At 60.3% G+C, this 25737-nt stretch carries 21 protein-coding genes; 12 read left to right on the top strand and 9 right to left on the bottom strand.

What is annotated here, in order from left to right; all coding sequences use genetic code 11:
• Window positions 1-38: 38 nt before the first annotated feature.
• Window positions 39-422, bottom strand: a complete 384-nt coding sequence (gene rnpA / locus BC443_RS14055) for a ribonuclease P protein component (protein WP_083387420.1) — start codon at window positions 420-422, stop codon at window positions 39-41.
• A gap of 11 nt (window positions 423-433) precedes the next feature.
• A complete protein-coding gene (rpmH, locus tag BC443_RS14050; protein ID WP_019019264.1) occupies window positions 434-568 on the bottom strand; it encodes a 50S ribosomal protein L34 in 135 nt (44 codons plus the stop codon).
• A 606-nt stretch (window positions 569-1174) separates the two neighbouring features.
• Here rpmH and dnaA point away from each other — a divergent pair.
• From dnaA to BC443_RS14005, 8 genes are all read left to right on the top strand, one after another.
• Window positions 1175-2653: a chromosomal replication initiator protein DnaA gene (gene dnaA / locus BC443_RS14040; protein ID WP_071232451.1), complete on the top strand. Its 1479-nt coding sequence runs from the start codon at window positions 1175-1177 to the stop codon at window positions 2651-2653.
• Between the two features lie 169 nt (window positions 2654-2822).
• On the top strand, window positions 2823-3926 hold the full coding sequence (gene dnaN / locus BC443_RS14035) for a DNA polymerase III subunit beta (RefSeq protein ID WP_071232450.1): 1104 nt from the start codon (window positions 2823-2825) through the stop codon (window positions 3924-3926).
• A 241-nt stretch (window positions 3927-4167) separates the two neighbouring features.
• On the top strand, window positions 4168-5253 hold the full coding sequence (gene recF, locus BC443_RS14030) for a DNA replication/repair protein RecF (protein WP_071232449.1): 1086 nt from the start codon (window positions 4168-4170) through the stop codon (window positions 5251-5253).
• A gap of 19 nt (window positions 5254-5272) precedes the next feature.
• On the top strand, window positions 5273-7687 hold the full coding sequence (gyrB, locus tag BC443_RS14025) for a DNA topoisomerase (ATP-hydrolyzing) subunit B (RefSeq protein WP_071232448.1): 2415 nt from the start codon (window positions 5273-5275) through the stop codon (window positions 7685-7687).
• Between the two features lie 456 nt (window positions 7688-8143).
• Complete coding sequence (locus tag BC443_RS14020; RefSeq protein WP_071232502.1) at window positions 8144-9352, top strand: ABC transporter substrate-binding protein; 1209 nt, start codon at window positions 8144-8146, stop codon at window positions 9350-9352.
• A gap of 54 nt (window positions 9353-9406) precedes the next feature.
• Window positions 9407-10312: a sugar ABC transporter permease gene (locus BC443_RS14015; RefSeq protein WP_071232447.1), complete on the top strand. Its 906-nt coding sequence runs from the start codon at window positions 9407-9409 to the stop codon at window positions 10310-10312.
• Window positions 10309-11184 carry a carbohydrate ABC transporter permease gene (locus tag BC443_RS14010; RefSeq protein ID WP_071232446.1) on the top strand — a complete coding sequence of 292 codons (876 nt, stop codon included), beginning with the start codon at window positions 10309-10311 and terminating at the stop codon, window positions 11182-11184. Before BC443_RS14015 ends, BC443_RS14010 begins: the two co-directional genes overlap by 4 nt.
• A 7-nt stretch (window positions 11185-11191) precedes the next feature.
• Window positions 11192-12343 (top strand): ABC transporter ATP-binding protein, encoded by a 1152-nt coding sequence (locus BC443_RS14005; RefSeq protein WP_071232445.1) that lies wholly within the window; start codon window positions 11192-11194, stop codon window positions 12341-12343.
• Window positions 12344-12387: 44 nt separating this feature from the next.
• On the opposite strand, the gene BC443_RS14000 is transcribed toward BC443_RS14005, so the two are convergent.
• Entirely contained in the window at window positions 12388-13824 is a 1437-nt protein-coding gene (locus BC443_RS14000; RefSeq protein WP_071232444.1) for a PLP-dependent aminotransferase family protein, read from the bottom strand.
• A 184-nt stretch (window positions 13825-14008) separates the two neighbouring features.
• Between BC443_RS14000 and BC443_RS13995 the strand changes: the two genes are divergently transcribed.
• Window positions 14009-15430 (top strand): APC family permease, encoded by a 1422-nt coding sequence (locus BC443_RS13995; RefSeq protein ID WP_071232443.1) that lies wholly within the window; start codon window positions 14009-14011, stop codon window positions 15428-15430.
• A gap of 130 nt (window positions 15431-15560) precedes the next feature.
• Window positions 15561-16835 (top strand): 4-aminobutyrate--2-oxoglutarate transaminase, encoded by a 1275-nt coding sequence (gene gabT, locus BC443_RS13990; RefSeq protein WP_071232501.1) that lies wholly within the window; start codon window positions 15561-15563, stop codon window positions 16833-16835.
• Between the two features lie 113 nt (window positions 16836-16948).
• Here the strand turns inward: gabT and BC443_RS13985 are convergent, their stop codons facing one another.
• Window positions 16949-17422, bottom strand: a complete 474-nt coding sequence (locus BC443_RS13985) for a GNAT family N-acetyltransferase (RefSeq protein WP_071232442.1) — start codon at window positions 17420-17422, stop codon at window positions 16949-16951.
• 162 nt (window positions 17423-17584) lie between these two features.
• Here BC443_RS13985 and BC443_RS13980 point away from each other — a divergent pair, with 162 nt between their 5' ends.
• Window positions 17585-18559: a threo-3-hydroxy-L-aspartate ammonia-lyase gene (locus BC443_RS13980; RefSeq protein ID WP_071232500.1), complete on the top strand. Its 975-nt coding sequence runs from the start codon at window positions 17585-17587 to the stop codon at window positions 18557-18559.
• A 166-nt stretch (window positions 18560-18725) separates the two neighbouring features.
• Here the strand turns inward: BC443_RS13980 and BC443_RS13975 are convergent, their stop codons facing one another.
• Window positions 18726-20246, bottom strand: a complete 1521-nt coding sequence (locus tag BC443_RS13975; RefSeq protein ID WP_071232441.1) for an aldehyde dehydrogenase family protein — start codon at window positions 20244-20246, stop codon at window positions 18726-18728.
• Window positions 20247-20440: 194 nt separating this feature from the next.
• On the opposite strand from BC443_RS13975, the gene BC443_RS13970 reads away from it, so the two are divergent.
• Window positions 20441-20842, top strand: a complete 402-nt coding sequence (locus tag BC443_RS13970; RefSeq protein WP_071232440.1) for a hypothetical protein — start codon at window positions 20441-20443, stop codon at window positions 20840-20842.
• A 233-nt stretch (window positions 20843-21075) separates the two neighbouring features.
• On the opposite strand, the gene BC443_RS13965 is transcribed toward BC443_RS13970, so the two are convergent.
• The 4 genes from BC443_RS13965 to BC443_RS13950 all read right to left on the bottom strand — a co-directional run bounded on the left by BC443_RS13965 (window position 21076) and on the right by BC443_RS13950 (window position 25525).
• Complete coding sequence (locus BC443_RS13965; protein WP_071232439.1) at window positions 21076-23151, bottom strand: AsmA family protein; 2076 nt, start codon at window positions 23149-23151, stop codon at window positions 21076-21078.
• 154 nt (window positions 23152-23305) lie between these two features.
• The gene (gene gmhB, locus BC443_RS13960) at window positions 23306-23857 is read right to left on the bottom strand and encodes a D-glycero-beta-D-manno-heptose 1,7-bisphosphate 7-phosphatase (protein WP_071232438.1); all 552 of its coding nucleotides are present in this window, start codon (window positions 23855-23857) and stop codon (window positions 23306-23308) included.
• A 246-nt stretch (window positions 23858-24103) separates the two neighbouring features.
• Entirely contained in the window at window positions 24104-24961 is an 858-nt protein-coding gene (nadE, locus tag BC443_RS13955) for an ammonia-dependent NAD(+) synthetase (RefSeq protein WP_282097209.1), read from the bottom strand.
• A gap of 33 nt (window positions 24962-24994) precedes the next feature.
• The gene (locus BC443_RS13950) at window positions 24995-25525 is read right to left on the bottom strand and encodes a CinA family protein (protein ID WP_071232436.1); all 531 of its coding nucleotides are present in this window, start codon (window positions 25523-25525) and stop codon (window positions 24995-24997) included.
• Window positions 25526-25737 lie beyond the last annotated feature (212 nt).

The raw sequence follows: 25737 nt of genomic DNA, 5'->3' as shown, positions 1-25737 counted from the left end.
CGCCGGTACGCCCCGGCTTTCGGCGCGGGGGAGTCCGATCAGGATGACGAAGCGTCTTGTCGCGTCTGACGAGCGGACTTTTCCAGGCGCTTCCACATGCCATTGAGCTGGCGAGAGACGCTGGCGTTGTCCAACTCGTGTACCCCTCGCCGAGCGAGTATCACGATATCCACGGCCGGTAAACGATGCTGCTGATGGCGGATGGATTCGCGCACGAGGCGTTTGAGACGGTTGCGGTCGACGGCACGACGCACGTTCTTCTTGCTGAAGATCAACCCGATCCGCGGATGGCCCAACGCGTTGGGACGAGCCAACGCCAGCAATCCTTTACCATGGACCTTGTAAGGAGCGTGGTCGAAAACGTGCTTGTAGTCCCCGGCATTCAGCAGACGCAACTGCCGGGGAAAACGCTGATCGGACACTCGGCGTCCGATCAGGCGCTGAGACGCTTGCGGCCTTTGGCGCGGCGACGAGCAATGACCTGACGGCCGTTCTTGGTGGCCATACGGGCGCGAAAACCGTGGACGCGCTTACGCTTCAGAACGCTGGGCTGGAAGGTGCGTTTCATAGCTGCTAATTCCCAATTAGTTGATTTCTAAAGAAAACGGGTTGAAGCGGGGTGCCCGACACGTTTGCAGGAAGCGGGCTCACTCGACTCAAGAGCGGGAATTCTAGTGAATCCGCGGTGCCGGTGCAATTTTTCCGTGAATTATCCACACCCTGTTACGGGTCAAGCGCGGGCCCTGACGTGTCGGGTCGGATACTCGTGCCGCAACGGATCCGAACTGGGCGACCCCGCGATGATCGGCCTTGGAGGCGTACCGTGGATGACCGTTTCCGAAGTGGGCTTGTCGCTCATGTGGTTAACAACGGGGATAATGTTTGTGGATAAGCTGTTTTTTCCCCTTTATAACAAAGGCCTATGTGTTGATTCAGGTTGTGGGGAAGTTGCGCATTAGCGGTGGGCGGGATGGATGCCTTCGAAGATGAAGGCAAGCGCCTGCAACAGGTTATTCGCAGCTATCACCAGAAAATCCACAGATTTCGGCCTGAAGGACGGCAACTTATCCACAATTGCCTCGAATTTACCCTCGTGTGGATAACCTGGCAGGTCGACGCTACAATGTGCGCCCGTTTTTTCCATTCTCGTTTTCTCAACGTTCGGTGAGGTCGTGTGTCGGTCGCTCTCTGGCAACAATGTCTGAACTCGCTGCAGGATGAGTTGAGCTCTCAGCAATTCAATACCTGGATTCGTCCCCTGCAGGCAGAGGACGGCGAAGTGGACGAACTCTGTCTATTGGCGCCCAACCGTTTTGTCCGTGACTGGGTCAGCGACAAGTACCTGAAGCGAATCAACGAACTGTTGCGTGAGGTCGCGTCCAGCAACAAACCGCCCAAGGTGCGCCTGACGGTGGGAAGTCGCCGGGCAGCCGCGGTCTCTCCGCGAGATCTGGGTGCCCCCGTTTCCGCGCCCAGTCGGCCGCCGCAACGGCCATCCTCTCCCAGTGTGCAGACGGCGACGCGGTCTGACGAGGCGGCCGAGGAAAGACAGGTCGACCGCTCGCGGGAACGGGAAGAGAACGGTCGGCGCGGAGGGCAGCGTCAGGTCCAGGTCGAGGGCAGCCTCAAGCATGGCAGCGGGCTCAATCCCAATTTCACGTTCGAAACCTTCGTCGAAGGCAAGTCGAACCAGTTGGCCCGCGCCGCCTCGCGCCAGGTGTCCGAAAACCCTGGCGGTGCCTATAATCCGTTGTTTCTCTACGGTGGCGTGGGTCTGGGCAAGACCCACCTGATGCATGCGGTGGGCAATCATCTGGCAGGGCTGCGCGACAACGCCAAGATCGTCTATCTGCACTCCGAGCGCTTCGTCGCCGACATGGTCAAGGCGCTGCAGCTCAATGCCATCAATGATTTCAAGCGCTTCTACCGGAGCGTTGATGCCCTGCTGATCGACGATATCCAGTTCTTCGCCGGCAAGGAGCGTTCCCAGGAAGAGTTCTTCCATACGTTCAATGCCCTGCTGGAAGGCGGCCAGCAGATGATCCTGACCTCGGATCGCTATCCCAAGGAGATCAGCGGGGTCGAGGAGCGGCTGAAATCTCGCTTCGGCTGGGGTCTGACGGTGGCGATCGAGCCGCCGGAGCTCGAGACGCGCGTGGCGATCCTGATGAAGAAGGCGGATCAGGCCGAGGTCGATCTGCCCCATGATGCGGCTTTCTTCATCGCTCAGAAGATCCGGTCCAACGTGCGCGAGCTGGAAGGGGCGCTCAAGAAGGTGATCGCCGACTCCCACTTCATGGGCAAACCGATCACCCAGGATTTCATCCGCGAGTCGCTCAAGGATCTGCTGGCGCTGCAGGACAAGCAGGTCGGCATCGAGAACATCCAGCGCACAGTGGCGGAATACTACAAGATCAAGCTCGCCGATCTGCTCTCCAAGCGCCGGTCACGCTCGGTGGCGCGTCCGCGTCAGGTCGCCATGGCGCTGGCCAAGGAGCTGACCAATCATAGCCTGCCGGAAATCGGCGACGCCTTTGGTGGACGCGATCACACCACCGTATTGCACGCCTGCCGCAAGGTCGTGGCCCTGAAGGAAGAGAGCGCGGACATCCGCGAGGATTACAAGAATCTGCTGCGGCTGTTGACGAGTTGAGTCGGCATCCCGCCAACTTCCGCCACCACAGGGATTGCGGGTAGCGCCCGCCGAGGCAAGAATGGGGCGGCGCGGCCCGACGGCTCTCGCCGTCTATTCTCATGATCAGGATCGATCCACCGGTTACTGGATTCGACTTCAGGCTTATTGAACCAACAACGGAGCCCCAATGAAATTTTCCATCTCTCGCGAAGCCCTGCTGCGCCCGCTGACGCTGGTGGCCGGGGTGGTCGAGCGCCGCCAGACGTTGCCGGTGCTCTCCAACGTACTGATCGAAGTGCAGAACGATCAGCTGGCGCTGACCGGTACCGATCTCGAGGTGGAACTGATCGGCCGTGCGACGCCGGAGTTGGTCGACGAGCCCGGCTCGGTGACGGTGCCGGCGCGCAAGTTGATGGATATCTGCAAGTCGCTGCCGGATCAGTCCGCCATCAGCTTTTCGCTGGAAGACGGGCGCGTGGTGCTGCGTGCCGGACGCTCGCGCTTCACGCTCTCCACGCTGCCGGTGGCCGAGTTCCCCAACATCGAGGATGGCCAGAACGACACCACGCTGTCGCTGCCGCGCGGGACGCTGAAATACTTGATCGACGCGACCTCGTTCGCGATGGCGCAGCAGGACGTGCGCTATTACCTCAACGGCATGCTGCTGGAGCTGGCGAACCACCTGGTGCGCACGGTGGCCACCGACGGGCACCGTCTGGCAGTCTGCGAACGCAGCGCCGATATCGAGATGGAAACCTCGCGCAAGCTGATCGTGCCGCGCAAGGGCGTGCTGGAACTGACCCGCCTGCTCGACGGCAGCGACGAGCCGGTCGAGCTGATGCTGGGCTCCAACCACATTCGCGCCAACACTGGCGAGTTCACGTTCACTTCCAAGCTGGTCGACGGCAAGTTCCCAGACTACGACCGGGTCATTCCCAAGGGCGGCGACAAGGTCTTCATCGCCGAACGCAGCGAGCTGCGCCAGAACCTCGCCCGTACCGCGATTCTTTCCAACGAGAAATATCGCGGTGTGCGCCTCCATCTCGAGGAGAACAACCTCAAGGTGATGGCCAACAACCCCGAGCAGGAAGAGGCCGAAGAGAACGTCAGCATCGAATACAGCGGCGACGCGCTGGAGATCGGCTTCAACGTCGGCTATCTGATCGACGTGCTCAACGTGCTGGATGCCGATCGCATGCAGATGACGCTCTCCGACGCCAACAGCTCGGCCTTGATGGAAGAGCCGGGTGGTGGGGATGCCCGTTACGTTGTCATGCCGATGCGCCTCTGATTAAGGGTAATGCCTGCGCGTGCGAACCACTTTGTTGCACGCCGCTCTCAAAGCTCGCCTAACCCCGTTGTTATGTCTCGCTTTTTGAGCGTCGTGCGCCGCGTGTTTCATCACGCTCGCCGATTACCCGCGAGTGATGGCGAGCTTGGCCATCGCTCGCCAGTTTCTTTGACGTCGGAAGACGGATACCCTCCATGTCGGCTTCGATCCAACTCCCTTTCGCCCTGCAATCCGAGTATCCATGCCGCTTGATCGGTTGAGTTTTCACGGCTTGCGCAACCTGCGCGCCTTCGAGATGGCGCCCGGGCCGCATATCAACCTGATCAGCGGTGCCAACGGCAGCGGCAAGACGTCGCTGCTGGAGGGTATTCACGTCCTCGGCATGGCGCGCTCCTTTCGTACCCAGAAGCTCAAGTCGCTGATCGATCATGACAGCGACGAGATGACGCTGTTCGGGCGGGTGGCCGGCGATCCGTCACTGCCGGTCGGGGTACGCCGCCGCCGCGATAGCGCCGAGCTCGATATCCGGATCAGAGGGGAGCGTGCCGCGCGGATCACCCAACTGGCCGAAGCGCTGCCGCTGCAGTTGATCAATCCCGATGCCTTCCGTCTCCTCGAGGGTTCGCCGGCCGCCCGCCGCGAGTTTCTCGACTGGGGCGTTTTCCATGCCGAACGTGACTTTCTGGACGGCTGGAAGCGGGTCCGAAGGGCCTTGAAACATCGGAATGCGCTGCTCAGACATGATAGAATCGACCTTCAGTCGATACGCATCTGGGAGCGTGAACTCGCACACTGGAGCGAACAGCTGGATGGTTTGCGGGAACGCTACATGACGCGTTTCGTGCCGGTGTTCGAAAAGACCTTGGCGGCATTGTTGCCGCTGCCAGATCTGACCCTGCGTTATTCGCGAGGATGGGATCGTCAACGGGCGCTGCTGGAGGTTTTCGAGGCCGGGCGCGATACCGATCGCCAGATGGGCTTCACCCAGCAGGGACCACAGCGTGCCGATCTGCGCATCCGCGTCGGCCGCCACCCTGCGGTGGAAGTGTTGTCGCGGGGTCAGCAGAAGCTGGTGGTCAGCGCACTGAAACTGGCCCAGGGGCACCTGCTCGAACAGTTGACGGGGCGCACCTGCCTTTATTTGATCGATGACCTGCCGGCAGAGCTCGACGGCAATCACCGGCGGATCTTCTGTCAGTGGCTCGAGCAGCTCAATTGTCAGGTCTTCATCACCAGCGTCGATCAGGAGGCGCTGGCCGGCGTCTGGCAGCCAAGCACGGATGTGATGGCATCGACACTTGCCGACGGACGGCTGCATTCGGAATGATTTCACCATGGAGTGAGCAATGAGCGAACAGGCCTACGATTCATCGAGCATCAAGGTCCTCAAGGGATTGGACGCGGTGCGCAAGCGTCCCGGCATGTACATCGGCGATACCGATGACGGTACCGGGCTGCACCACATGGTGTTCGAGATCGTCGACAACTCCATCGACGAAGCGCTGGCCGGTCATTGCAGCGAAATCCGGATCGTCATCCATCCGGACGAGTCGGTCACCGTTTCCGATGACGGTCGCGGCATTCCCACCGACATCCACGCCGAAGGCGTCTCCGCGGCGGAAGTCATCATGACTGTGCTGCACGCCGGCGGTAAGTTCGACGACAATTCCTACAAGGTCTCCGGTGGTTTGCATGGCGTCGGTGTCTCGGTGGTCAACGCGCTTTCCGAGCAGCTCAAGCTGACCATCTGGCGCAACAACCAGGTGCACGAGCAGATCTACCATCACGGTGTGCCACAGGCGCCGTTGAGCGTGGTCGGCGAGACCGAGAAATCCGGTACGCAGATCAGCTTCAAGCCGTCGAGCGACACCTTCGCCAACATCGAGTTTCACTACGACATTCTCGCCAAGCGCCTGCGGGAGCTTTCGTTTCTGAACTCCGGCGTGGCCATTCGTCTGGTCGACGAGCGCGACGGGCGGGAAGAGCTGTTTCATTACGAGGGCGGTCTCAAGGCGTTCGTCGATCACCTCAATGTCAACCGCACCGCACTCAATCCGGTGTTTCACTTCGAGGCGCAGCGCGAGGATGGCATCGTCGTTGAAGTGGCGATGCAGTGGAACGACACTTTCGCCGAGAATGTCTTCTGCTACACCAACAACATTCCGCAGCGCGACGGAGGTACCCACATGGCGGGTTTCCGCGCGGCGCTGACGCGAACGCTCAACAGCTATATCGAAGCGGAAGATATCCAGAAGAAGGCCAAGGTCGCGACGGCCGGTGACGACGCCCGCGAAGGTCTCACGGCCATCATTTCGGTCAAGGTGCCGGATCCCAAGTTCTCCTCGCAGACCAAGGACAAGCTGGTCTCTTCCGAGGTGAAGACGGCGGTGGATCAGGAGTTGAGCCGGCAGTTCTCGGACTACCTGATCGAGCATCCCAACGAAGCCAAGGCGATCGTCAACAAGATGATCGACGCTGCGCGCGCCCGTGAAGCCGCGCGCAAGGCCCGTGACATGACACGACGCAAGGGTGCGCTCGACATCGCCGGGCTGCCGGGCAAGCTGGCCGACTGCCAGGAGAAGGATCCGAGCCTCTCCGAGCTCTACCTGGTCGAGGGTGATTCGGCCGGCGGCAGCGCCAAGCAGGGCCGTGATCGTCGTACCCAGGCGATCCTGCCGCTCAAGGGCAAGATCCTCAACGTCGAGAAGGCGCGCTTCGACAAGATGCTCTCTTCCGCCGAGGTCGGCACGCTGATCACCGCGCTGGGCTGCGGGATCGGTCGCGAGGAGTTCAACCCGGACAAGCTGCGTTACCATTCGATCATCATCATGACCGATGCCGACGTCGACGGTTCCCACATCCGCACGCTGCTGTTGACGTTCTTCTTCCGTCAGATGCCGGAACTGATCGAGCGCGGCCACGTGTTCATCGCCCAGCCGCCGCTCTACAAGATCAAGCGCGGCAAGCAGGAGATGTACCTGAAAGACGAGCAGGCGATGACCGACTATCTCACCACCACGGCACTGGATGGCGGCCGCCTCTACGTCAATGCCGATGCGCCGGGTATCGCCGGCGAGCATCTGGAAGCGTTGGTCAATCAGTATCGCGACGTGATGAAGCGTATCGACCGTCTGTCGCGGGTCTATCCCAACGCCGTGCTGCGCAAGATGGTGCATGCTCCCAAGCTCGACGAGAGCAATCTCGACGATCGGGGCACCATGCAGACCTGGATCGATGCGCTGCAGGTCGAGATGGATTCGCTGATCGCCCATGAAGGCGGCCCGCGCTATACCTTCCAGCTCCAGGAAGATACCGAACGCGGCCTGTGGATGCCGAGCGTGGCGCTCACCGCCCATGGCGTGACCACGGATTATGTCTGGGGGATCGACTTCTTCCGCAGCGCGGATTATCGCGCGCTGGCCAATCTGGGCGAGACGCTCGATGGCCTGATCGAAGAGGGCGCCTATATCGCCCGTGGCGAACGTCAGAAGCCCATTGCGAATTTCTACGATGCGCTCGAGTGGCTGATGCTGGAAGCGCAGCGCGGCCTCAGTATTCAGCGCTACAAGGGGCTGGGCGAGATGAACCCGGACCAGCTGTGGGAAACCACCATGGACCCGGGCTCTCGACGCATGCTGCGTGTCTCCATCGAGGATGCTGTCGCCGCCGATCAGATGTTCAACACGCTGATGGGAGACGAAGTCGAGCCGCGACGCGACTTCATCGAGCGTTTCGCGCTGGTGGCCAATCTGGACGTGTAATGTTCCTTTGGCCAATCGAGCCTGACCAACAAAGAGCGGCTCATCCTTCGGGATGGGCCGCTTTTTTGTGCGCTGTTGCAAGGCGAGAGAGGTGGGTGCGAGAGAAAGATCGAGGAGTTCGGGCCTCGTGATATAGCGCATTAGTCGATACGACTTAGGACGTAGAACCAGGCAATAGTCACCCATAAACCGCATTGCATGCGTGGCGGCGTTATCGAACCGGGATCACAGCGATCGAGTGTGCGTCCATGGTTGTATTGTTAGGTAAACGCAGTTAGGTAATAGTCTTAATTATCCCACTTGGTGCGCCAAATGAGGTGGGTCGTTTCGTAAAAGAACTAGATGTTGCCCCACAAAAAGAGGAATTAAGGGATGCACAGCAATCACAATAGGGCCCTCGTCAATCGTCTGGGATTTGCGCTACTTCCATTCGCTTTGGCGCTGTCCACGAATACGATGGCGGCTGATACTTCAACGGATAATCAGGTCGAGGTTCTCAACTGGTGGACCTCGGGTAGTGAAGCCAAGGCGCTGGGTGCGTTGAAGGATGGCCTGTCGGATCAGGGCATCGGCTGGAAGAACATGCCGGTAGCTGGCGGTGCCGGTACCAACGCCATGGCTGTGCTGCGCTCGCGTATCACCTCGGGCAACCCGCCGACGGCAGCGCAGGTACTCGGCTACGACGCGCAGGACTGGGCCCAGCGCGATGCGCTGAGTTCGCTCGACGAGGTTGCCAAGGCAGGAAACTGGAACGAAGTCTTTCCGCAGCCGCTGCAGGAGTTCGCCAAGTACGATGGCCATTGGATCGGGGCGCCGTTCGAGATCCATTCGACCAACTGGGTCTGGGCCAACAAGTCGCTGATGGACGAATTGGGCATCGAGCAGCCCAAGACCTGGGACGATTTCATCGCTTCGATGAAGAAGGCCAAGGACGCGGGTTATATCGGTCTGGCCTACGGCGGCCAGCCATGGCAGGACTCTACGGTGTTCGAGAACGTGGTCCTCGCGACTGGCGGTGCCGATTTCTATCGCAAGGCATTGATCGATCTCGACCCGCAGGCGCTCGATTCCTCCACCATGACCCAGGCCTTCGATCATCTGCGCGAGTTGCTGAAGTACAAGGACGACAACTCTCCCGGCCGTGACTGGAATCTGGCTACGGCGATGGTCATCAACGGCAAGGCGCTCTATCAGATCATGGGTGATTGGGCGAAGGGCGAGTTCCTCAATGCCAACCTCGAGCCGGGCAAGGACTTCATGTGCTTCCGGACGCCAGGCACGCAGGATGCCGTGACCTTCAACAGCGATCTGATGATCATGTTCGATACCGATGACGCCGAACAGCAGAAGATGCAGCAGACCATGGCCAAGATCATCGGCTCACCCGAGTTCCAGATCGCCTTCAGCCAGATCAAGGGCTCGGTGCCGGCGCGCATGGATCTTTCCGCCGACAAGCTGGATGCCTGTGCCCAGAGCGGTTACGAGCAGGTCAAGGCCGCTGCGAAGAACCATACGCTGATGGGCAGCATGGCGCATGGCTACGCCGCACCGGCGTCGGTCAAGAATGCCGTCTTCGATATCATTTCTTCCTTCGTCAACAGCGACATGCCCAGCGATGTCGCCGCCGAGCAACTGGCCGCGGCGATACAGAGCGCCACGTCCTGATGATCAGCCCCGCCTTTCGGCGGGGCTCCTCATTCACGAATCGAGAGTGATCCGATGTCCAATGCTTCCCCGGATCGGGACGGTGGAGCGCGGGAGCGCCTTCAACGCTGGCTGCCGAAGCTGGTGTTGTCGCCATCCTGCGTCCTGGTCCTGTTCTTCGTCTACGGCTTCATCGCCTGGACGAGCTATATCTCGTTCAGCGACTCCGGCATGATGCCGGACTATACCTGGGTCGGGTTGCATCAGTGGTCGCGGTTGTGGACCTCCTGGACCTGGGGCATCGCCCTTCACAATATCTGGGTCTTCGGGCTTCTCTATATCGTCAGCTGCATCGTGCTGGGTCTGATACTGGCGATCCTGCTCGACCAGCGCATCCGGGCCGAGGGCGTGCTGCGCACCATCTATCTCTACCCGATGGCGCTCTCCTTCATCGTTACCGGTACCGCCTGGCAGTGGTTTCTCAATCCCGGCCTGGGATTGGAGAAGACCATGCACGACCTGGGCTGGCAGAGTTTCAGCTTCAACTGGCTGATCGATTCCAACATGGCGATCTATACGGTCGTGATCGCTGCAGTCTGGCAGGCGACCGGTTTCGTCATGGCGATGTTTCTGGCGGGGTTGCGCGGTATCGATGGCGAGATGATCAAGGCGGCCCAGATCGATGGTGCTCCGGCCTGGAAAATCTACGCGCGCATCATCATCCCGCAGTTGCGGCCGGTCTTCCTGAGCGCCGTCGTGGTGCTGGCGCACCTGGCGATCAAGAGCTTCGATCTGATCGTGGCGATGACCGGCGGCGGGCCGGGCAATGCCACCGCGGTGCCGGCGACCTTCATGTACTCCTACGCCTTTTCGCGCAACGAAATGGGCATCGCCGCGGCCAGCGCGGTGTTCATGCTGGCGGTGATCGCAGCGCTGATCATCCCCTATCTCTACTCCGAGCTTCGGGAGCCCCGATCATGAGTGCCGCATCTCCTGCCGCACGCCGAGGCGCTGCCACGCGTGTCGTACTGTACGCCATTCTGCTGGTCTTCGCGGTCATCTATCTGATGCCGCTCTACGTGATGCTGACCACGTCGTTCAAGACGCTCGAGGAAATCCATCAGGGCAACATGCTGGCGCTGCCCGGCGAATGGACGTTGGCACCCTGGCGGGAAGCGTGGGGAAGTGCCTGTATCGGGCTCGAATGCAACGGCGTCCACGGTTACTTCTTCAACAGCATCAAGATCGTGATACCCGCAGTACTGATCTCCGGCCTGCTCGGCGCCTTCAACGGGTATGTGCTGACCAAATGGAAGTTTCGCGGCCACAAGATCGTGTTCGGCCTGATACTGTTCAGCTGCTTCATTCCGTTCCAGATCATCCTGTTGCCAATGGCCCGCGTACTGGGGATTCTGCACCTGGCCAACAGCACGGGTGGCCTGGTGCTGGTTCATATCGTCTACGGTATCGGATTCACCACGCTGTTCTTCCGCAACTTCTACGCCAGCTTCCCGGACGAACTGGTGCGGGCGGCGCAGCTCGATGGCGCCGGCTTCTTCACCATCTTCTTCCGGATACTGCTGCCAGCGTCGGTGCCGATCATCGTGGTCACGATCATCTGGCAATTCACCAACGTCTGGAACGACTTTCTGTTCGGCGTCTCGTTCGCTTCCGGCGATAGCGCACCGATCACGGTGGCGCTCAACAATCTGGTCAATAGCTCCACCGGGGTGAAGGCCTACAACGTCAACATGGCAGCGGCGATGGTGGCGGCCGTGCCGACACTCATCGTCTACATCCTCGCGGGCAAGTATTTCCTGCGCGGGCTGATGTCGGGATCGGTCAAGGGCTGAGGATCACATGAGCTTTCTGCATATCAACAACGTACACAAGCGCTTCGGCGAGACTCACGTCCTGAAAGGGGTCGACATCGCGATCGAGCAGGGCGACTTTCTGGTACTGGTGGGGCCGTCCGGCTGTGGCAAGTCGACGCTTTTGAACATGATCGCCGGGCTGGATTCGATCAGCGAGGGCGAGCTATTGCTCGATGGCCGGTGTATCAATGACGTACATCCTTCCCGGCGCGATATCGCGATGGTCTTCCAGTCCTACGCCCTCTATCCGAGCATGACGGTGGCGGGCAACATCGGCTTCGGGCTGGAAATGCGCAAGGTGCCTCGCAAGGAGCGGCGCGAGGCGGTCGATCGAGTCGCCAAGCTGTTGCAGATCGAAAACCTGCTCGATCGCAAGCCGGGTCAGCTTTCCGGCGGGCAACGTCAGCGTGTGGCAATGGGACGGGCGCTGGTGCGCGACCCGCAACTTTTCCTGTTCGACGAGCCGCTCTCGAACCTGGACGCCAAGTTGCGGGTCGACATGCGTAGCGAGATCAAGCAACTGCATCAGCGACTGAAGACCACCATCGTGTACGTGACGCACGATCAGGTCGAGGCGATGACGCTGGCGACTCGCATCGCGGTCATGCGCGCCGGTGAGTTGCAGCAACTGGGGACGCCCCACGAAGTCTACGACGATCCCAACAACCTGTTCGTTGCCGGCTTCATGGGTTCACCCTCGATGAATCTGGTTAAGGCGCGAATCGTCGAGCACGATAGTGTGCTGGTGGCACAGGTGGCAACGGGCGATACGACACTGGCGCTGCCCATCGTGCGCGATCGTGAAGCGCTGCGTGACTGGTGCGGGCGCGATGTCATCCTGGGATTGCGGCCGGAGGCGATCACCGATCCGGCCAGCGCCAATCATCGCGATGGCAACATTCACGAAGCGGAGCTGCCGGTCGATCTGATCGAGCCGACCGGGGCGGACCTGTACGTGGTCACCACGCTCGGCGACGCCAGCGTCAACGCGCGCATGCGTCCCGGCACACCGTTGCGGCCGGGAGAACGGACTCGATTCGCTTTCGACGTCTCACGAATGGTGGTGTTCGATCCCGAGTCCGAAAGACGAATCCGCGATGAACAAATGATCGATTCGGCGCTAGAGGAGACGGCCTGACAGGGAAAAGAAGGCGGAGGGAAGGAGAGGCATCGCGAGTTCAGTCAGCGCTGTTGCCCGACGAATTCGCGAATGCCCTCGGCCAGGCGCCGGCCCTGGCGTTCCAGTGATTCGCCTTCGACCATGCCGACGCCCAGTATCAGGCCGCGTCGGTGATCGCCGGTAGCACAGACCCGGCTCAGCGGACGGGTGATCAGATGCTGTCGAGTCAGCAGCGCTTTCGACAAGCGCTCGTCGTCCAGCGTCGGCGAGAGCGCCAGGCTCAAGCTGATGTTGCCGGCCGGTGGTGAAACGCCAATGACTCCGGGCGTGCCGACGAGCAGATCATGTAGCCGCTGTTGACGCCGAAGATATTCGCTCGCCATGCGGCGGCACCAGCCATCCAGATCGCCATCATCGATGAACGTGGCGAGCACTGCCTGATCCAGCAGCCGACCTTCGCGAAAGACGCCGGTACGTACCCGGTTGATCGCGTCGCTCAGGCCTCTCGGTACCACTAGGTAGCCCAGCCGCAGACCCGGAAACATCAGCTTGGAAAACGATCCGATCAGGATCTGGTTGCCGGCGTCGGGGTCGAACGCCAGCTCCCGGTGATGGCCGTCACCGAATTCATAGTCGTCTTCCAGTATCCAGTCCGGTCCGAGGCGTCGGATGAGATCATGTTTGTGAGCGTTTACTGACCTCACGCCCAACGGATAATGGTGAGACCCGGTGAAGTAGAGCAACCTGGGGTAAGGCCGTGGCAGGGTTCCCATATAGCCTTGTTCCGGTTCCCAGATGGCGTGTTCGATGGCGAGGCCGCCGGCCTGAAAGACGTTGCGAGCGCCCCAGTAGAATGGCGAATCCATGACCACGCGATCCCCGTTATCGGCCAGTGTCAGCGCGCAGAGCTGCAGGCCATGGTGGGCGCCTTCGGTGATCACGATCTGATCCAGCGCGCAGTCGATACCTCGCCATCGCGACAGGTAGCCGGCGATGGCCCGCTTCAGGGGACCATAGCCACCCGAGGCGTAGGAGAGCAGCAGCGTATTGTGGGGCACGGTGATACGCGAGTAGAGCTGGCGCCAGCGGGCGATCGGGAAATGCGCAATATCGGGGACGCCGGGCACGAAGGCGCCGCTTTGCAGCGGGCTGGCACCGACATCGCCGAGAATGTCGTTGGCACGGCGAGAGATCGGACCGATATCGGCCATCTCTCGCTCCCGCGAATGCAAGCGTTGACTTACCCAGGTGCCGCGGCCGTGGTCGGTGACCAGCTGACCTTGGCGGGTCAGGTTCTCGATGACACCGGCAAGCGTGTTGCGAGCCACGCCGAGTTCGGCGCATAGCGCCCGATGGCCAGGCAATCGCTGACCATCCTGCCATTCGCTGTCGATCAGCCTCAGCAAGGTCTGTTCTAGGCGGCAATGCTTGGTCAGATGACGCGGCTGGGCCTGATAAACCTGCGCGATGCGATCCAGCGCCCGGCGGCGGTCGTCCATGATCTTCCCCTCGCGGACGCGGATAGGTTCGGATTATGCGTGGGGAGCGATAGGTGGTCTACAGTCGTGAAAAAGTGGTCTAGTCCCGGCGAGGCGCCGGGATGGTAGCGTGGCGTCAGGGCCGAGCACTGGGTTGCTCCAGAAACGATCGGCTTATCAATAACAACCTGAAGAGAATTCTGTCATGTCGAACGCTTCTCAACCTCCGGAGTTCGTGCGGGTCCTGGCTCGTGCGGACGTTCTGGCGCTGGCCTTTGGCGCCATGATCGGCTGGGGCTGGATCGTCCTTACCGGTAGCGCCATTCTCGACGGCGGCAGCGTGGGCGCCATGCTCGCCTTCGTGATCGGCGGTATTGCCGTGCTGCTGGTGGGACTGACCTATGCCGAACTGGCGTCTGCCATGCCGCAAGTCGGTGGCGAACACGTCTACAGTTATCGTGCGCTCGGCCATTTCGCCTCGTTCGTCTGTACCTGGAGCATCGTGCTGGGCTACGTCAGCGTGGCGTCGTTCGAGGCGGTGGCGCTACCCACGGTGTTCGAGCATCTGTTTCCCGGTTACGCCGTCGGTGATCTATGGACCATCGCCGGCTGGGAGGTCAAGGCAACCTGGGTCGCGGTTGGTGTGATCGGCTCGATCGTGATGATGGTGGTCAACTATCTGGGGATCTCCACCGCCGCGCTGCTGCAGAAAGTCGTTACCGGGCTGATTCTGGTGGCGGGGGTGATGTTCGTGACCGGGTCGCTGTTCACCGGTGATGGTGGCAACATGCAGCCGCTGTTCGCCAGCGGTGAGCATGGCGCCTTCGGCGGCATCGTGGCGGTACTGGTGCTGGTGCCGTTTCTGTTCGTCGGCTTCGACGTCATTCCCCAGGCGGCGGAAGAGATCAACCTGCCGTTCCGGGATATCGGCAAGGTGCTGGTGCTTTCGGTCATCATGGCGGTGTGCTGGTATACCCTGATCATTCTCGGTACCAGCCTGATGCTCGACAACGAGGCGCTGCAGGGCAGCTCGCTCAGCGTACCGGACGCCATGCAGGCGGTCTTCGATGGGGCCTGGGCCGGCAATCTCATGGTACTGGCCGGCATCGCCGGGATCATCACCAGCTGGAACGCGTTCTATATCGGTGGCTCGCGGGCGATCTATGCGCTCGCCCATTCCGGCATGCTTCCCGCCTTCCTCGGCAAGCTGCATCCCCGCTACAAGACACCGACCAACGCGATCATCCTGATCGGCGTGCTCTCCACCGCTGCCCCCTTCTTCGGCCGCCCGGCGCTGGTATGGCTGGTCGATGCCGGCGGGCTGGGCATCGTGCTTGCCTATTTGTTCGTGGCGCTGTCGTTTGTGATCCTGCGCTATCGCGAACCTGACATGCCGCGTCCTTACCATGTCGGCGCCGGCAAGCTGGTCGGCGTGCTGGCGGTATTGCTGTCGCTGGGCATGACATGTCTGTATCTGCCTGGCAGCCCGTCGGCGCTGGTGCCGGCGGAGTGGGGCATCTTCGGAGTCTGGATGGTGGCCGGATTGGCGCTGTACGGATGGGCTCGACGACACTACGGTCGAGAGATGGGCGATCGCCTCATTCGGGCTACCTACGACAAGTCGTGATCACGACATCCCGAGTTTCATGACGCGCCGCCTGCCGAACCCGACGACGACGCGCAATCCACGTTAGCGGCACGCCGTGCCGCGTCAGGAGGAGTGTTCCATGACCCATGTATCCAAAGGCAGTGCATCCATGACCAACGCAGAACTCAACGAACTCAAAAGACGCTACATCGCCAACGGTGCGGCCAGCCCGGCTGGGCAGTTCGCCGCTCGTGCGGAGAACGCCGAGCTGTGGGACGAGGATGGCAAGCGTTTCATCGATTTTGCCGGTGGTATCGGCGTGCTCAACATCGGCCATCGTCATCCGAAGGTGGTCGAAGCGGTCAAGGCGCAGCTCGACAAGGTGATGCATACCTGCCAGACCGTCATGCCGTACGAGGGGTACGTGCGGGTGGCGCAGAAGCTCAGCGAATTGACGCCGGTACGCGGCCACGCCAAGGTGATGCTGGCCAACTCCGGCGCCGAGGCACTGGAGAACGCGGTCAAGGTGGCACGCGCCGCTACCGGCCGTTCCAGCGTGATCTGCTTCACTGGCGGCTACCATGGCCGGACGTTCATGACCATGGCGATGAACGGCAAGGTGGCGCCGTATCGTAACGACTTCGGTCCGATGCCCGGCCAGGTCTATCGTGCGCCCTATCCGGTGCCGTCCATCGGCGTCAGTGAGGAAGAGGCGCTACGCCATCTGACGATGACGCTGAAGACCGACGCCAACGTCAACGACACCGCGGCGATCGTGATCGAGCCGGTGCTGGGCGAGGGTGGCTTCCATGCGGCTCCCGCGAGCTTCCTGAAAGCGATCCGCGAAATCTGCGACGAGCACGGCATCCTGATGATCGTCGACGAGGTGCAGTCCGGCTTCGGGCGGACCGGCAAGCTGTTTGCCATCGAGCACAGCGGCGTCGAGCCGGACATCATGACCATGGCCAAGAGCATGGCGGACGGCATGCCGATCTCCGCGGTCGTGGGGACGGACAAGGTGATGGATGCGTCCGGCGGCAACTCGCTGGGCGGCACCTATACCGGCAGCCCGGTTTCCTGCGCTGCGGTGCTGGCGGTGCTGGAAGTGTTCGAGGAAGAGCGCATTCTGGAGAAGAGCCAGGCGCTGGGCGAGAAGCTCAGGGCACGTTTCGACAAGTGGCAGCAGGAGTACTCAAGCGTCGCCAACGCGCGCAACCTGGGCGCCATGGCGGCATTCGATCTGGTCAGTGGCGAAAACGGTACGCCGAACGCCGAGCTGGCCGGCAAGCTGTGTCGCGAGGCGCGCGAGCGTGGCCTGATCCTGCTCTCCTGCGGTCTGTATGCCAACACGATCCGCTTCCTGATGCCGGTCACCATCAGTGACGAGGTGCTCGGGGAAGGGCTCGATCTGATCGAGGCCATGCTGAGCGAATTCGGCGCCTGATCGACAGCCGCCGTCCGTTGACGGGCGGTGGTGGTCATCACAAGAAACCGACACTGGCGACCAGTGTCGGTTTTTTCATGGCGGCCTGCCTGCACGCGGACGTTAGTGACCGCTTACTTTTCCTGCTGGCCGGCATCCCGCTGCATGTCGATATGCGGGATGCCGTCCTCCACATAGATATCGCCGACCGGCTCGAAACCGTGACGACCGTAGTAGGCTTGTAGATGTGCCTGGGCGGACAGCCGGACGTGGCGTCCCGGCCAGAGCGATTCGATTCGCATCAGTGCGGCTTGCAGCAGATCATGGCCAAGACCGTTGCCGCGGTGGTCGGGATCGATGACCACGCGACCGATGGAAACGGGCTTATCTCTCTCCTCCGGCACCTTGAGACGTAACGTCGCCGCGAGATGATGCTGCGTCAGCACCCTCAGATGATGCGTCGAGGCGTGCAGATCGTGGCCATCCAGCTCCTGGTAAGGACACTGCTGTTCCACCACGAATACGGCTACCCGCAACGACAGTAGCGCATAGAGTTCGCCGGGATCGAGCTCGGGGCCGGTCTGCCATGTCCAGTCGTATGATGCCATCTGTCTCTTCCCTCGCCGCCGTTCAGCCATCATGATCGAAGCGCTTTATCTGGATACGGACATCTGAATATGGACGATACGTATCCAGGCATTCGAAACGGCATCTTACGCAGCGCCTCGAAAAATGTCAGTGGCGATGATTCTTGGGAGAGCGATGACGACATGAGCAATCTGGCAATCGATTACGACGACGTGGTGGCGGCGCACCGGCGGCTGGAGGGAATCGCGCATCGAACACCGGTGCTGCGCTCGACGACGGCAGACGATCTTGTCGGCGCGTCGCTTCACTTCAAGGCGGAACATCTCCAGCGTATCGGCGCGTTCAAGTTTCGGGGCGGTTACAACGCCATCAACCAGTTCGACGCCGCACAGAAGGCTGCCGGCGTCATCGCGTTCTCCTCGGGCAACCATGCGCAGGCGATTGCGCTTTCGGCCAGGCTGCATGGCATTCGCGCCGTCATCGTCATGCCGGAAGATGCCCCGGCGATCAAGATCGCTGCCACGCGGGGGTATGGTGCTGAGGTGGTGCTCTACGATCGCTACACCCAGGATCGTGAAGCGCTGGGTCGCGAGCTCGCCGAGGCCGAGGGCCTGACACTGATCCCGCCGTTCAACCATCCCCACGTGATGGCCGGGCAGGGCACTGCCGCCAAGGAGCTGTTCGATGAAGTTGGTGAGCTCGATACGCTGCTGGTGCCTCTGGGGGGCGGCGGGCTGCTCTCCGGTTGTGCCACGGTCGCCAGGGCGCGATATCCCCATTGCCGTGTGATCGGGGTCGAGCCGGAAGCCGGCAACGATGCGCAGAGAAGCCTGGCCAGCGGCGAGATCGTTTCCATCGCCACGCCGCGCACCATCGCCGACGGCGCCCAGACCCAGGCCTTGGGCAGCCTGACGTTCCCGGTACTTCGAGAGTGCGTCGACGACATCGTTACCGTGAGCGATGCCGAGCTCGTTCATGCCATGAGCTTCATGGCCGGGCGGGTGAAGCAGTTCATCGAGCCGACCGGTTGCCTGGCGGCGGCAGCGGCCCTGAGTGGCCGGGTGGCCGTCGAGGGGCAGCGGGTAGGAATCATCCTGTCCGGAGGGAACGTCGACCTGAACCGGTTCGCCGAGCTGATTCAGGGCGCGAAGGGGTAGCCCACATGAACCACATCGCTGACGACACGTGGCTGACCATGTTGCTGACAGAGAAGCGGCGGGCATGCCTGATGTCGATCTCCTCAGGACAGGCCCGCCGCGATGATCGACGGGGCAGCCGTCGACCTCAGGCGCTCCGATGCCGTCGGAACGCCTGGTCAGATGGTTAGAAGAAACCCATGGGATTGATGTCGTAGCTGATCAGCAGGTTCTTGGTCTGCTGATAGTGCTCCAGCACCATCTTGTGGGTTTCGCGACCGACGCCGGATTTCTTGTAACCCCCGAAGGCGGCATGGGCCGGATACTGGTGATAGCAATTGGTCCATACGCGGCCAGCCTGAATGCCACGACCCATGCGGTAGGCGCGGTTGATGTCGCGGGTCCAGACGCCGGCGCCGAGGCCGAATTCCGTATCGTTGGCAATGGCCAGTGCTTCCGCTTCATCCTTGAACGTCGTGACCGACACCACCGGCCCGAATATCTCCTCCTGGAACACCCGCATCTTGTTGTTGCCCTTCAGCAGGGTCGGCTGAATGTAGTAGCCGCGGGATAGCTCGTCGCCGAGTGACTCCCGTTCGCCGCCGGCCAGGAACTCGGCGCCTTCGCCTCGTGCCACGTCCATATAGGACATGATCTTGTCGAACTGCTCTTGCGAAGCCTGGGCACCGACCTGGGTTTCAGTATCCAGCGGATGGCCGCGCTTGATCTTCTTGATCCGTTCGATGACACGCGACATGAACTCGTCGTAGATGCTTTCCTGGACCAGGGCGCGAGAAGGGCAGGTACAGACTTCGCCCTGATTGAGGAAGCCCATCACCAGGCCTTCGGCACACTTGTCGATGAACGCAGGCTCTGCGGACATGACATCCTCGAAATAGATGTTCGGCGACTTGCCGCCCAGCTCCACGGTCGAGGGAATGATGTTCTCGGCAGCGCATTTCATGATGTGCGAGCCGATGGGCGTGGAACCGGTAAAGGCAATCTTGGCGATGCGCTTGCTGGAGGCGAGTGCCTGCCCGGCCTCTTCGCCGTAACCGTTGACGATGTTGATCACACCTTTGGGCAGCAGATCATGAATCACCTCGATGACCTTGAAGATCGAGACCGGGGTCTGCTCGGCCGGCTTGAGCACGACGCAGTTACCCGCGGCCAGTGCCGGCGCGAGCTTCCAGGTAGCCATCAGGATCGGAAAGTTCCAGGGGATGATCTGGCCGACGACGCCGAGCGGTTCGTGGAAGTGATAGGAGGCGGTGTTCTCGTCGATCTCGGCAGTGGTCCCTTCCTGGGCACGAATGCAACCGGCGAAGTAGCGGAAGTGGTCGATGGCCAGCGGGATATCGGCCGCCAGTGTCTCGCGTACGGCCTTGCCGTTGTCCCAGGTTTCCGCGACGGCCAGCATTTCCAGATTCTGCTCCAGACGATCCGCGATCTTGAGTAGCAGCGTTGAACGTTCCTGAACGGAGGTCTTGCCCCAGCCGGGGGCAGCCTTGTGAGCGGCATCCAGCGCCAGGTCGATATCCTTCTGGCTGGAACGAGCGACCTCACAGAAGACTTCGCCGGTGACTGGCGTGATGTTCTCGAAATATCGTCCCTCGGCCGGTGGTATCCATTCACCGCCGATATAGTTGTCATAGCGCTTCTCGAACTGGGTGATGGCGTCCGAGGTATTCGGGTTGGCGTAACGCATGGTGAGGTGCTCCTGTTGAATCGGTGACCGATTGCTGGATTTCTCTACCAATTTGCGCCCCTTGATGCGCTCTCGCCATTACGCTTTAGGCGACCCCGGTAACGCGGCAGCCCTTCGACCAATGATGAACGGTCAGGCAGTGTCGCGGTGTTACTATGAACCGTGTGGTTCAACGACCTAAGGAGGGTCTGACCATGTTGCAGACTCGAGATCAATCGACTCAGAATCGCCCGCTGGCCGACGACAGCGGCTGCTGCCAGATGAGTTCCATCAACCTGCTCGATGATAGCGTCTCCACGCAGAAGGAAGTTCAGGATCGCAACGTGCTTCAGCTGTATCTGCTGACGGTTCAGGTGAGAGCCTTGATGGATGTGGCTTGTCACCAGGGCCATGCCTCGTTTCTCACGGAGCGTTTGCGTTACCACACAGAGCAATTGGAATCCCAGTTTTCCAATCTGGTGGATAAGCACAAGGGTGCATCCTATACGCGGCATTTCTATGCACAGCAGCAACAGCGCTTCGACACCGAGATCGAGAAGATCATCAGTGCACTGGAATCGCTGGGCGAGAAGTATAAGAACGACTCCTCCCGGTAAGCCTCTTTCTTTCGAAACCCGGCGCTAGTATCACTCTATCGCGCCGGGCTCTATTCAATCTCAATGATCCCTCGCTTCCAGCTCGGAAGCTATTCGTTGATCAGGCTTGATCGCCAGGTCAGATATTGGCGCGCCGCGCTTTGAGGAAATGGATGTCTGGTTTCACGTGAAACAAGGTCGTAGACGTGTTCCACGTGAAACAAACACTTATCGAGAAAGCGTTCATTTACTGCTTACTGAGAAGAGGTGCCGGTTTTAATCTGACTCAGAAAATCATTACAGGGTGTCGTTTCGTCCGCGCTTGGCGAGACCAGCGCCAGCAGTGCCGCGGCGGGAGTCGCCACGGTTCCCAGGAACGCGCCCACAGCGCCTCGAGCCAGCAGTGATCCGGTGTCGACGCCCGGAGACGGGTTCTTGAGCGTACCTTTCACATAAAGTGGCGAGCGTAGCGTGAAGACACGTGCTCCCTTGCTTTCCGGTTCGATGGTGAAATCCAGCGCTTCGGTGGCGAAGTTGACGGTGCCGTCGATCTTGATCAGCGCATTTTCCGTATCGATCAGAAAGAAGCGGGTTTTGGCCAGTCCATCGGTGACTTCCAGATTGGTTGCCGCACAGTTGATATTGACCTGTTCATCTCCGAACAGTTTGCCGACCAGGTAGTTGCCGACATTGAGGCCTGCCAGTTCCATCAGGTTCTGACTGATAAGGCCATCATTGACCAGCATCTGCAGGTCACCATTGCTGGTGCCCAGAATGCTGGCAACGGAATTGCCGGTGCCACTCAGCGTGGCGCCCCCGTTGAGTTCTCCGCGGCTGTTCTGCATCAGCTCAACGTCGGGAAACAGACGGCTCAGCAAGAGATGGCGGATATGCATGTCCACGCGGCTCTGCATCGGCTCCTGGCTACCATCGAGTCGTACCGTGGTATTGAGATTGCCTCCCGCGACGCCGAACCGAAGCGGGTCCAGCAGAATCTCCCCGTTTTCCAACGTGATATGTGTATAGAGATCCTCCAGAGGCAGCGAGTCGCCATGCTCGATGCGCTGCGCGGTGAATTTCACGTTCGCATCCATCGTCTTCCATTGCGCCGTATCGAACTCTTCGACCGGAAGCAGCTTGTCTTCCGGCTGCTGGCTGGCTTCTCCTCGGTCTGCCTTTTCGGCATTCGAGTCGGCACCGATCAGCGGGGCGAGATCGGCAAAGCGCAATTGCTGCGAAACGACCTCGCCCTCCAGCGATGGCCGTGGTTCGCCCATCTGGTAGGTAAGGTCGCCATGAATGTCGCTGTCTCCAATCTGTCCGTCGAAATTGCGATAACGAAAGGAGAGCGCTTCTTGGGTATCGAGATTGGCTGTCAGATGGCCTTGGGTAGAGTAGGGCGGTGTGTCGGGCAGAGTCACGCCAATGATCCCGTAAAGATCGCCCAGGTTCTGGCCGGCAAATTGCAGATCCATATCGATTTTCTTGGGCGCTAACGGGTCGATCAAGGTGCCATTGACGGACACCCGGGTTGCTCCCGCTTCTACTGTAGCTTGAAGGGGGTAGGGTGCATCGCGAAGGCGCAAGGCATCCAGTCCGCCGAGCCGGCCTTCTCCGTCGAAAGCCTGATTCTGATATTCACCTTCGGCCTTCCAGCCAAATACGTAATCGGCGACATCTCGATCCCCGACGGCTTGCCGAGCGGCACTGCCTTTCTCCGCAACGTCATTGAAGGCGATGGGCTCGCCGAGGAGTCGGACCGTGGCATCGGCGGTTGCCGTCAGTACGGCGTCATCGTAGTGAACGTTCACCGGATCGAAAGCGATATCTCCGACATCGACTGTCCAGCCGCTGTCGCTGTTCGAGGGTTCGGCTGCCGTATCCTGCTCACCGTTTCCGAGCGCAAACGTCCAGTTGTTCTTGCCGTTTTCAAGACGGACCAGAGAAGCCTCGGCACCCGAGAATTGGATATGGGGAATGGAGACCGTCTTGTCCATGAGCGGGAGCAGGGAGAATTCGATATCCAACGAGGCGAGGCTGAGCAGATCTTCGTCGGTGACGGCTTCCGGACTACCGACATGGATATCCTCGGCGTGGATATGAGGCCATGGAATCCAGCTGCGCCAACCGGATTCATCTTCCGGGGACGCCCAGGACAGATCGAGGTCGCCTTCGATGGCGAAGGGCCTGTGAATGGCTGCCGAGACGCGCTCGTTGATCGTGGGCTTGAGCCGGTTCCAGTCGAATGTCACAAAGACGACGATTAGCGCTATGAGTGACAACAAGACGATCGCTACTACGGCTAGCGCAATCTTCTTCCCCAATGTCATGGCCCTGTTTCCATCCTTGAAGTGTCTCTCCAAGGATAGTCGAGGCTGAGCATGACGTTGGGATCAGTTGCGGGAACTCGGGAAAAACCGATGTTTCACATGAAACATTCGCCAGGCTGGAGAGGCGCCGTTGTGGAGAAGCGGCGTTGTTGGCTTACGAGCTCTGATTCAGCAGACGGCTGGTGAAATCTGCCAGATCGTTACAGATCCAGGTGTCGGCAAGCGTGTCGTCCAGCTCGTGCCGAGAGCGTTGCCCTTTGCCGGTAAGCACCAGTGCCGTCTGGCAACCGCTGGTAATGCCTGCCTGAATGTCACGCAGGCTATCGCCGACCATCCAGCAACCCTCCAGCGTCTGCAAATGCAATCGACCCTTTATCCGTTCCAGCAGGCCGGTACGCGGCTTGCGGCAAGCGCAGTCGTCGGATGGGAGGTGGGGGCAGTACTCGATCGCTGCGATCTTCCCGCCGGCTTGTTCGACCAGTGAGCGTAATCGATCGTGAATTTGCTCGAGCGTCCGGATGTCGTAGTAGCCTCTTCCAATGCCGGACTGGTTCGTGGCAATGGCGACTGTCCAGCCGTTCTGGTGCAGCCGCGCGATCGCTTCAATGGCGCTGGGATAGGGGTGCCATTCCGACAGCGATTTGATGTAGGCATCAGAGTCTCGATTGATGACGCCATCGCGATCGAGTATGACGAGCTTGACCATGTGCAATCGTGCTCTGAGAAAAGAGAAGCCGATTATCGGATGTCATGCTGCGAGACGCAAAAGCCTCTCGTGTTTCACGTGAAACAAACATTCTGTGCATGCAGCGGAGACCCAGGCTCGCAAAGGCTGGCTTAGAAGGGAGCGCAAAAGAGAGCTAGAACGAGAGGTCGATTGGCAGCCAAAGTCAATATCGCTATCCCGGCGGCCTTCCTTGGAATGGAGCTGCCGGGAAATAGCCGAACGCACCTATGGCGCGACGGGGAGCGCCCGCTTGTGTGCGGTTCGGTCGAAGGTGCGGATAATCAGATCTGCTGCGTCGCGGTCGACTTCCTTGCCCTCGAGAAAGTCATCGATCGTATCGTAGCTTACGCCTAACGCCTCTTCGTCGGTGCGTCCCGGTGAGAGCGACTCGAGATCGGCAGTAGGGATTTTGTTGACCAATGCTTCAGGACCATCAAGCTCGCTTAGAAGCGCTCTGACCCGGCGCTTGGTGAGTCCTGCCAGTGGGGTGATGTCACAAGCGCCGTCCCCATGTTTGGTGAAGAAGCCCATGACGGCTTCGGCGCCATGATCTGTTCCTACGACCAGGCCGTTGTGCGTTCCTGCTACGGCGTATTGCGCCATCATCCGCGCTCGCGCCTTGATATTGCCATGCACGAAGTCGCGTTGGTACTCATTCTGAAAAGCGAGCTTCCCCGTTTCAAGGCTCGCAAGCAAGCCATCGGCACAGGGCTTGATATCGACATCGAGCTGTTGATCGGCGCGAATGTAGTCGATCGCGGCCTGGGCGTCGTCCTCGTCATGCTGATCGCCATAAGGCAGGCGCATCGCATAGAAGGTTGCCTCCCCGCCACGGTCGCGAAGGCGCTCGGCGGCAAGCTGACATAGCCGGCCAGCGGTGGTCGAATCGACGCCACCGCTGATACCCAGCACCAATGCTCGAGTACCGGTTTTCTCCAGGTAGCGCACCATGAAATCGATACGGCGTTCGACTTCTCGGCGTGCATCGAATGTCGGCTCGATGCCCAGCGATTCGATGATCTGTTGTTGGGTCGTTGCAGTCATTGTCTGCTCCTGGGAGTGATGATGAGTTGCGCCATGCAATAGCTTGGCAGTCAGGGCGTCATGGTGCCAATGTCACTGGCTACCGATAGCCGTTTCGGCACCTTGGCTTTCAGCATGGTAGTGCGTCAGTCGCTCCAGTGAATAGCGTGCGGCGGCGAGTCTAACGTCGTTGCGACCACCGTCGAAGCGGCGTGTTTCGCAGTAGACGCTGTCGCCTTCACCCGTGCGGAAGGCCCAGGCAAAGCAAACCGTACCCACGGGCGTGCCGTCCTCCGCCGGCTCTGGCCCTGCGATACCGGTATTGGCGATCGCCACGTTCGCCTGCGTGTAGTCGAGTGCGCCAATCGCCATCTCGCGAGAGAGTGTTTCGCTGGTCATCGAGTGCTTTTCGAAGATCTCGTCATCGATCTTGAGATAACGCTGTTTGGCCTGCGGCGAATAGACCACAAGGCCGCAGTCCACCAGACTGCCGGACCCCGGAACACTGGCGAATTCCGACAGGATCAGGCCGGCAGTACAGGACTCGGCAGTGGTCAGCACGAGCCCTTCCTTCTGCATGTAATCGATCAGCGAGCTGATCATGGCATCATTCTGATCGGCCATGGCGTCCTCCTGAAATTTGAGTCTGAGCTTCGTGGAATTCTGACAATACGCCAATGGCGTGCCGCTGTTATTAACGGAGATCAGTGTCTTCGCGGGCATCGAGAACTATTACCCAGCGGAAACGACGACATAGCCTCTGATAGACATGAGGCGATCGAAGCTTTGTGATGTTTCACGTGGAACATCGATTATCGAGCAGCGAGTCTGAGTTG

Source organism: Salinicola sp. MIT1003 (assembly GCF_001858555.1).
Lineage (GTDB): Bacteria > Pseudomonadota > Gammaproteobacteria > Pseudomonadales > Halomonadaceae > Salinicola > Salinicola salarius.
The sequence above is the reverse complement of the archived record's forward strand: the minus strand, read 5'-3'. Positions and strand labels throughout refer to the sequence as shown.

What these genes read in the sequence shown, in the direction of transcription:
- BC443_RS14015 (WP_071232447.1), top strand. Translation starts at nt 9,407, where the DNA reads ATGTCCAATGCTTCCCCGGATCGGGACGGTGGAGCGCGGGAGCGCCTT.
- recF (WP_071232449.1), top strand. Translation starts at nt 4,168, where the DNA reads ATGCCGCTTGATCGGTTGAGTTTTCACGGCTTGCGCAACCTGCGCGCC.
- rpmH (WP_019019264.1), bottom strand. Translation starts at nt 568, where the DNA reads ATGAAACGCACCTTCCAGCCCAGCGTTCTGAAGCGTAAGCGCGTCCAC.
- BC443_RS13975 (WP_071232441.1), bottom strand. Translation starts at nt 20,246, where the DNA reads ATGCGTTACGCCAACCCGAATACCTCGGACGCCATCACCCAGTTCGAG.
- BC443_RS14000 (WP_071232444.1), bottom strand. Translation starts at nt 13,824, where the DNA reads ATGGACGACCGCCGCCGGGCGCTGGATCGCATCGCGCAGGTTTATCAG.
- gmhB (WP_071232438.1), bottom strand. Translation starts at nt 23,857, where the DNA reads ATGGTCAAGCTCGTCATACTCGATCGCGATGGCGTCATCAATCGAGAC.
- BC443_RS13965 (WP_071232439.1), bottom strand. Translation starts at nt 23,151, where the DNA reads ATGACATTGGGGAAGAAGATTGCGCTAGCCGTAGTAGCGATCGTCTTG.
- BC443_RS13950 (WP_071232436.1), bottom strand. Translation starts at nt 25,525, where the DNA reads ATGGCCGATCAGAATGATGCCATGATCAGCTCGCTGATCGATTACATG.
- BC443_RS13970 (WP_071232440.1), top strand. Translation starts at nt 20,441, where the DNA reads ATGTTGCAGACTCGAGATCAATCGACTCAGAATCGCCCGCTGGCCGAC.
- BC443_RS14010 (WP_071232446.1), top strand. Translation starts at nt 10,309, where the DNA reads ATGAGTGCCGCATCTCCTGCCGCACGCCGAGGCGCTGCCACGCGTGTC.
- BC443_RS14005 (WP_071232445.1), top strand. Translation starts at nt 11,192, where the DNA reads ATGAGCTTTCTGCATATCAACAACGTACACAAGCGCTTCGGCGAGACT.
- gyrB (WP_071232448.1), top strand. Translation starts at nt 5,273, where the DNA reads ATGAGCGAACAGGCCTACGATTCATCGAGCATCAAGGTCCTCAAGGGA.
- BC443_RS14020 (WP_071232502.1), top strand. Translation starts at nt 8,144, where the DNA reads ATGGCGGCTGATACTTCAACGGATAATCAGGTCGAGGTTCTCAACTGG.
- gabT (WP_071232501.1), top strand. Translation starts at nt 15,561, where the DNA reads ATGACCAACGCAGAACTCAACGAACTCAAAAGACGCTACATCGCCAAC.
- BC443_RS13995 (WP_071232443.1), top strand. Translation starts at nt 14,009, where the DNA reads ATGTCGAACGCTTCTCAACCTCCGGAGTTCGTGCGGGTCCTGGCTCGT.
- dnaN (WP_071232450.1), top strand. Translation starts at nt 2,823, where the DNA reads ATGAAATTTTCCATCTCTCGCGAAGCCCTGCTGCGCCCGCTGACGCTG.
- BC443_RS13980 (WP_071232500.1), top strand. Translation starts at nt 17,585, where the DNA reads ATGAGCAATCTGGCAATCGATTACGACGACGTGGTGGCGGCGCACCGG.
- BC443_RS13985 (WP_071232442.1), bottom strand. Translation starts at nt 17,422, where the DNA reads ATGGCATCATACGACTGGACATGGCAGACCGGCCCCGAGCTCGATCCC.